The sequence below is a fragment of the Streptomyces otsuchiensis genome, from assembly GCF_004305975.1.
In the GTDB taxonomy this organism is placed as follows: domain Bacteria; phylum Actinomycetota; class Actinomycetes; order Streptomycetales; family Streptomycetaceae; genus Streptomyces; species Streptomyces otsuchiensis.
Window position 1 is genome coordinate 21,641 of record NZ_BHZI01000031.1, and the last position, 6,937, is coordinate 28,577.

General features: G+C 72.0%; 7 protein-coding genes. 3 read left to right on the plus strand and 4 right to left on the minus strand.

The genetic code is table 11. The features are described 5' to 3' along the window. The first annotated feature begins 209 nt into the window (after nt 1–209). Nucleotides 210–1,487 (plus strand): amidohydrolase, encoded by a 1,278-nt coding sequence (locus E0D90_RS05255; RefSeq protein ID WP_130796778.1) that lies wholly within the window; start codon nt 210–212, stop codon nt 1,485–1,487. Between the two features lie 109 nt (nt 1,488–1,596). After that, complete coding sequence (locus E0D90_RS05260) at nt 1,597–1,893, plus strand: hypothetical protein (protein ID WP_130796779.1); 297 nt, start codon at nt 1,597–1,599, stop codon at nt 1,891–1,893. Nucleotides 1,894–1,991: 98 nt separating this feature from the next. Here the strand turns inward: E0D90_RS05260 and E0D90_RS05265 are convergent, their stop codons facing one another. Further along, the gene (locus tag E0D90_RS05265) at nt 1,992–2,987 is read right to left on the minus strand and encodes a helix-turn-helix transcriptional regulator (protein ID WP_174856145.1); all 996 of its coding nucleotides are present in this window, start codon (nt 2,985–2,987) and stop codon (nt 1,992–1,994) included. A 96-nt stretch (nt 2,988–3,083) separates the two neighbouring features. Next, entirely contained in the window at nt 3,084–3,467 is a 384-nt protein-coding gene (locus tag E0D90_RS05270; RefSeq protein ID WP_130796780.1) for a winged helix-turn-helix transcriptional regulator, read from the minus strand. An 86-nt stretch (nt 3,468–3,553) separates the two neighbouring features. Between E0D90_RS05270 and E0D90_RS05275 the strand changes: the two genes are divergently transcribed. Next, nucleotides 3,554–4,471, plus strand: coding sequence for an NAD(P)-dependent oxidoreductase (locus E0D90_RS05275; protein ID WP_130796781.1), 918 nt, complete (start codon nt 3,554–3,556; stop codon nt 4,469–4,471). Between the two features lie 148 nt (nt 4,472–4,619). On the opposite strand, the gene E0D90_RS05280 is transcribed toward E0D90_RS05275, so the two are convergent. Further along, the gene (locus E0D90_RS05280; RefSeq protein WP_130796782.1) at nt 4,620–6,707 is read right to left on the minus strand and encodes an N-acetylmuramoyl-L-alanine amidase; all 2,088 of its coding nucleotides are present in this window, start codon (nt 6,705–6,707) and stop codon (nt 4,620–4,622) included. Between the two features lie 47 nt (nt 6,708–6,754). Beyond that, a partial coding sequence (locus E0D90_RS27610) for a hypothetical protein (protein ID WP_227870008.1) occupies nt 6,755–6,937 on the minus strand: 183 nt, incomplete at its 5' end.

The following is a 6,937-nucleotide window of genomic DNA, read 5'->3' on the forward strand; positions in this document are numbered from 1 at the left end:
GGGGGGACGGGGCGGTGGGCGGCAGGTGCCGAAGGCCCCGCTCCGGCGTACCCTGTCCGCCGTCCCATTGCAGCGGCAGCCGCTGCCAGTTGGGGCCGGACGGCGGTCTCACCCGGCTGTCAGCGCTTGTCAGCGAAGCGACGGCCGGCTGACGCGGCCGGGGAGGATGCTCGACGGCCCCGGGGGAGAGCCGGACGAAGGGAGTCCCGATGGCCGTGCCGGCCGATGTGCTCCGGACCGCCGTCGAGCGGTACGTCGATCTGCACGCGCACCCGGAACTCTCCGGCGCCGAGCGGCGGACGGCGTCGCTGCTGGCCGGGTGGCTGGAGGCGGAGGGGTGCGAGGTGCTGCGCGGCCTCGGCCGACCCCCCGCCCCGCCCGACTCCACCGACCCGTCTGGCCCCACCGACCCTGCCGGGCACGGCGTCGCCGGGGTCCTGCGCAACGGTGACGGGCCGACCGTCCTGCTGCGCGCCGAACTCGACGCCCTACCCGTGACCGAGCGGACGGGCCTGCGGTACGCCAGCCGGGTCCCGGGCGTGATGCACGCCTGCGGGCACGATCTGCACCTCGCCGCCCTCGCGGGCGCCGCCACCGTGCTGGCCCGTGAGCGCGAAGCCTGGTCGGGGACGCTGGTCCTCCTCGGCCAGCCGGCGGAGGAGACCCTGGAAGGTGCCCGCGCGCTGCTGGCCGACGGACTCTACGACCGGGTGCCCGTCCCCGATGTCGTGCTCGCGCAGCACTGCGCGCCGCTGCCCGCCGGGACGCTCGCGCACGCCCGGGGGCCGCTGCTCGCGGGCAGCCGCACCCTGGAGGTGACGCTGCACGGACGGGGTGGTCACGCGGGCACGCCGCAGCTGGCCGTCGACCCGGTGGTGGCCGCAGCCGCCACCGTCATGCGGCTCCAGGCGGTGGTCTCCCGCGAGACCTCACCGGCCGAGCAGGCGGTACTGACCGTCGGACGGCTCCGTGCCGGTGACCAGGCCAACGTCATTCCGGCCCACGCCGAACTGGGCATCACCCTGCGGGCGTTCACCGAGGAGGCGCTTGACCGGATGACGGCCGCCGTGGAGCGGGTGGTCCGTGCCGAGTCCGTCGCCTCCGGCTGTACCGCCGAGCCCGAGATCCGGCGCGGCCCGTCCTCCCCGGTCCTGGCCGCCGACCCGGCGCTGGCCCGTGCCGTCCACGCGGCGCAGGCCGCACGGCTGGGAGCCGCCCGCATGGGCGACTGGCCCGGCGGCATGGCCACCGAGGACTTCCCGTGGCTCGGCGCCGACGGTGCCGCGCTGCACGGCCACGGCGCGATCCGGTCCGTGTACTGGATGCTCGGCACGGTCGGCGCGGCCCAGTGGCGCGAGGCCGCGGCACCTGGAGCGGAGTCGCTCCCGGCCAACCACTCGGCCCACTACGCTCCGGACGTCCGGACCGCGCTCCCGACCGGGATCGAGGCACTGGCGGACGCGGCGCGGTGCGCCTTCGCGGAGTGAGGAGGACGTCATGGACACCGATCACCTCGCAGGGGCTTCCCCCGGAACCGGAACCGGAGTTGGAGCCGGGACCGAAAGCGGAACCGGAGCCTGCCCCGTGGGCGGGCGGGTGCCCGAGCCACGAGGACGCCGGGAGTGGCCAGGGCCGCACGCCGGCTACCTCGACGTGGTGGCGGTCCGTCGTGACGCCTCCGCGCCGGGCGGTGAGTCCACCGCGATCCGGCTGCTGGCGCTGCTCCCCGGCCACGGCGGGAGCTGCACGGAGATCCGGCCGGACCGGGTGCGGCTGCGCATCCCCGTCAGTGACGACGCCGGGCGCCGGGACGCCCGGCGGGCGCTGCGCGAGGTGCTGGCGGACCGGGCGCTGCTCGGCTGGGCGGAGGACCGGGCTCCCGGTCCGTCCTGAGCACGGGCCGGCAGCTCCTCAGGGCGGACGGAGCGGACGGAGCGGCCGGAACGGCCGGTGACGCACCGTTCCGGGGCAGGCGCCGCCGCCCCGAGGGGTCAGATCCAGCCGCGTTCGCGGGCCAGCAGCGCCGCCTGGGCCCGGCTCGCGGCTCCCAGCCGCTGCATGACGTCGGCGACGTGGCGCCGGTAGGTGCGCACGGAGACGCCGAGGTCGCGTGCGGCGCTCTCGTCCTTCCCGGCGGTGCACATCAGGGTGAGGACGCGGCGGCTGGCCTCGGGCAGGACGCCGTCGTCCAGTTCGGGTTTCTGGAGCAGTACCGAGATCGACTCGGCCTGGTCCCAGATCTTCTCGAAGAGCGTCACCAGGTTGTTGACCAGGCCGCTGGAGTGGGCGAGCAGCGCGCCGCGGCCGGTGTTCCAGGGGTCGATGGGGACGAGGGCCGCGTGCCGGTCGTAGACGAGGATGTGTTCGGAGATCTCGTCCGCGACGCGTACCCGGGCGCCGTGGGAGACCAGTTCGCCCAGGTACTCCACGGTGTAGGGGCGGTCGAGCGCCCCGCGCACCACCACGTGCCGCAGCCGGACGCCGCGTCGCAGCGAGCGGAGGTTCAACTGCCTTGTGTGGCTGAGCTGTTCCGCCGGGATCTCGACCCGGGGCTCGACGGAGAGGATCTCCTCCCGGGCGAAGAACGCCAAGTCGTCTATACGGGTGCGCACTTCGGGCCAGTCGTTGAGCTGCTCGATGCCACGCGGAGTGGGCAGGGGAACCCCGGTCTCCGCGCGTAGCATGTCGAGGATGTGGCGGCTCTGCGTGATGCGCTGGATCTCCCGGTAGAGGGAGCGGAGTCGGAGTTCCGTGAGCCGTGCGACCGCTGTCTCCGGGTCGGCCGGGGTGACCTGTCCGGGCGCCGCTCCGGCCCGCAACAGGCCGATGAGCCGCAGGCGTTCGACCGCCTCCGCCGCCGCCGGCCCGTCGAGGGACAGACGCTGCGCGAGAGTGTCCGGGTCGGTTCCGGGCTCGCGCAGGAAATGGCGGTAGATCAGCTCCTCCTCAGCGGACAAGCCCAGTACGGCCATCTCGTTCGGATGCAAGAGCCCTCCTGCGGCTGGTCACGCGGCACGACAAAGAGTAGTGCCAGCAGGTGAACGGGCAAGGGGGAGCGGACGGCCCGGAGGAGCTGTCGCGCGTCAGGGCGTTGTCGACGCGGTCGGAGTCGCGGCGGCTTTGACGGTCAGCCCCTCTCGTCTGAGTCGCTCTCGTCCCCAGTCGCCGAGCGGCAGTAGCGCTTCGTTGAGCGATACGCCCGCTTCGGTGAGTGAGTATTCGACCTTCGGGGGTACTTCCGCGTAGACCTTGCGATGGATCAGACCGTCTTCTTCCATCTGGCGCAGATGCTGGGTGAGCATCTTCTCGCTGACTCCGTGGAGCGCGCGACGTATTTCCGCGAATCGGCGCGTGCCATGGGAGTGCAGCTCCCACAGAACGAGGCCTTTCCACTTGCCACTGACGACGTCGAGCGCGGCGTCGATGCCGCAGATGTACGGTCCTGTGCGCCGCCCTGGCGTCGTCATCCGTTCTCCTCACTTACTTTTTGGTAAGTACCCCAGTAAATAGTGGGTACTTCCCATTGCTTCAGGTTCCGCTTCAGCATGGGGGCATGTCAGCAACCTCCGCAACCCCTCAAGCAGGCCTTGGCGTCACGATGCTCGGACTGGGCGCCATGGGTGACGCACTCGCCTCACGGCTCCTCGGTGTCGGTCATGACGTGACGGTGTGGAACCGTACTCCCGGGCGGGATACGAAGCTCGTCGAGCGAGGCGCGCAGGCCGCCGCGACCGTCGCCGAAGCGGTGGTCGCGCACCCACTCGTCGTCGCCTGCCTGCTTCGCCACCCATCGGTTCACCAGGCCCTCGATCCGGTGGTCGACGAACTGCGTGGTCGCACCCTGGTCAATCTCACAACCACCACCCCGGACGAGGCACGCGAGCTCGCCGACTGGGCCTCGCAGCACGACATCGCCTACCTCGACGGCGCGATCATGGCGGTGCCGGCCATGATCGGCACCCCCGGGGCACTGGTCTTCTACAGCGGGTCGCAGACGCTGTTCGACCAGCACCGGCACCTCTTCGACTCCTGGGCGACCAGCGTCTACGAGGGTCCGGACGCGGGGATGGCTTCGCTGGTCGACCTGGCCATGCTGTCGGGTATGTACCAGATGTTCGCAGGCTTCTTCCACGGTGCTGCCATGGTGGGGTCCGAAGGCATGACCGCATCGGAGTTCGCCGCCCGTCAGACGCCGTTCATCCAGGCCATGACGAACGGATTCGCCGAATACGCGGCAGTCATCGACGCCGGTGACTACACCGCCCCTGGCCAGCAGAGCCTTGAGTTCTCCGACCTCACACACATCATCCGCGCCAGCGACGAACAGGGCGTCAATCCCTCGACATTGGCGGCAGTGCAAGCGCTGATCAGTCAGCAGATCGATGCCGGCCACGGTTCAGAGGGACTGGCCCGTGCCTTCGAGAGCGTGCGTTCTGTCAAGGGTGGCCGTCCCGCCGGCGGTGCCGCGTGACACCGAGACGCTGGATCGCATGACCGCCCTTCCGCTCCGCGCCGGGGTCCGAACGTGACCCCGGCGCGGATCATCGACAACGAGCGGGTCGCGGCGAGAGCGGGCGTGCGCGAGAGCGGGCGTGCGCGGGGGTGGCGTCGCGCCGGTGTCAGCGGACTCGGCGCACGTCCACGTCCGACGCCTTGACGTAGGCGTGCCGGTGGCCGAGCTGGATCTGGTAGTAGGACTGGCCGCGCACCACCTGGTGGTCGGCGGGGTCGAAGGTGGTCGCGGAGTAGAACTCGCCGTCGAACGCCTCACCGCCCCTGCCGACCGCGTAGCTCTGGCCGGCGAGGAACTCGTACGGCAGCGGCTCGAAGGCCCGCACCGGCACCCCGTCGGGGTAGTCCTCGGGCTCCGGGTAGGCCACCCCGTAGACCTGGGCCCGCTCGACGCCCTTCTTCGGGGTCGCGGTCCAGCCCTTGGAGGGCACGGCGGTCCGCTGCTCGCGCGGGTTGTGGAACCACGCCTTCTCGCCGTTGAACCAGATCGCCGTCCACTCGCCGTCGCGGTCGGCCACCGCGAACTGCTGCCCGGTGGAGGCGCGTGCGCCGATGTCGTAGATCGAGATGCCGGAGGTGCCGCCCGTGGTGGGGTGGGTGCCGATGTCCGGGACCAGGCCGGCGTCGTGCGAGGGCTCCGTGTGCAGCCGGACGGCGCTGGAGCCGTGCGGCTCGCAGGTCGTGGCGGCGTTCTCGGGGTCGCAGCCGGTGAAGACCGGCCGGTGGTTGTCGTAGTCGGTGCGGATGGTGACCAGCGGGCTGCGCGGCCCGGCGCTCGGTGTGACCGGGGCGCCCATCAGCTTGAAGTAGTGCGCCCAGTCCCAGTACGGGCCGGGGTCGGTGTGCATGCCGGGGATGTTGGCGGGGCCGACGCCCGGCACGTTGTAGTGGCCGATGATGTGGTGCCGGTCCAACGGGATGTCGTGCTCGCGCGCCAGGTGGCGGACCAGCCGCGCCGAGGAGCGGTACATCGCCTCCGTGTACCAGGCGTCCGGGGAGCGCAGGAAACCCTCGTGCTCCAGCCCGATGGAGGTGGCGTTGACGTACCAGTTCCCGGCGTGCCAGCCGACGTCCTTCGCGGGGATGTGCTGGGCGATGTGCCCGTCGGACGCCTGGAGGCTGTACTGCCAGGAGGCCCACTCCGGGTTCTGCACCAGTCCGATGGAGGGCCGGAAATAGCCCTCCATGTCGTGGACGACGATGTACTCCACGCTTTGTCCGGCCGGACGGTCGTGCTTGTCGTGGTTGCCGTAGGTGAGGGAGCCGTCCGCGCGCTCGTACTCCTCGTAGGCCGCGTCGATCCACTCGCAGGAGACCGAGCGGGGGCACTCCACGCGCTCGTCGCGCTGCCGCTCGGGCAGTCCGAGGCGCTCCGTCTGTTCGGTGCGCGGCCGGACCGGGGTGGGTGTCAGCTCGATGGCCTGGCCCTCGCCGGTGGTGCGGTGCGCGCCCTCCGCGATGACCGTGAACACCTCGTCGGCGAAGGACTCGGCGGCCTCGCGGGAGTCGCTGGAGGCGTAGGCGGCGACGGCGCCGTACCAGTCGGCGGGGTCCTCGCTCGTCTCCAGCCCGAGGTCGTGTTGCGCAGCGGCCAGCAACGCGGCGCCGCCCTGTACGTTCGCCGCGTTGCTGGACCGCAGGTCATCGGGGTCGAGCCCGGTGAGGTCGGCCGCCCGGTCCAGTGTCTGCAACCGCTCGGGGAGCGCGGCGCGTTCGGGCACCGCGTCCGTGGGGGCGTGCGCGTGGTCGAGGGGGCGCCCGGTGTCGCCGCGCGGGTCCTCCTCGCCGTGCAGATGGTGGTTGCCCGCGTCCGCCTCGGCGGTCAGCGCGGTGTGCGCGTCGGTGAGGTGCATCGGCCCGTACCCGCCGGCGACGCTGGCGGCGCCGCGGTGCCCGTCCCACCGGGACTGGAGGTAGGCCACGCCCAGCAGCACCTCTTCCGGTACCTGGTGGCGTTCGGCCGCTTCGGTGAACGCCGCCTGGAGGGTGCCGGTATCGGCGTCGGCGGCGGCCGGGGGCCCGGCGTGGAGCAGCGGCAGGGCGACGGCGAGGGCCGCTCCGGTCGCGGCCAGCCGGGCTGTGCGGTGACGGCGCGTCCGTGGACGGCGAGGCGTGGGGGTGGGCAAGGCGGTCTCCCGGGTGGCGTGCGTGGCGTGCGTGGGGGTGTGGGGGTTGTGGGGTCGTGCCGTGTCCATGTCGAAACCGAGCGCATGACAGGGGTACTTCTTCGGTGAGGTCCGCGTCAATGGACGCCGGTCATCTTGTCGTAGCACAGCGCGACCGGCGCTCCCCGCTTTCGCGCGCCCGCATCCGGGTGCCTGCGGCGCGGCACAGGTCCACACCACTGCCACCCGCGCGGAGTTTGCTGTTTCTTTGCCATCGCCCGATCGGGCGATGGCAAAGAAACAGCAAACTCCGCGCGGGT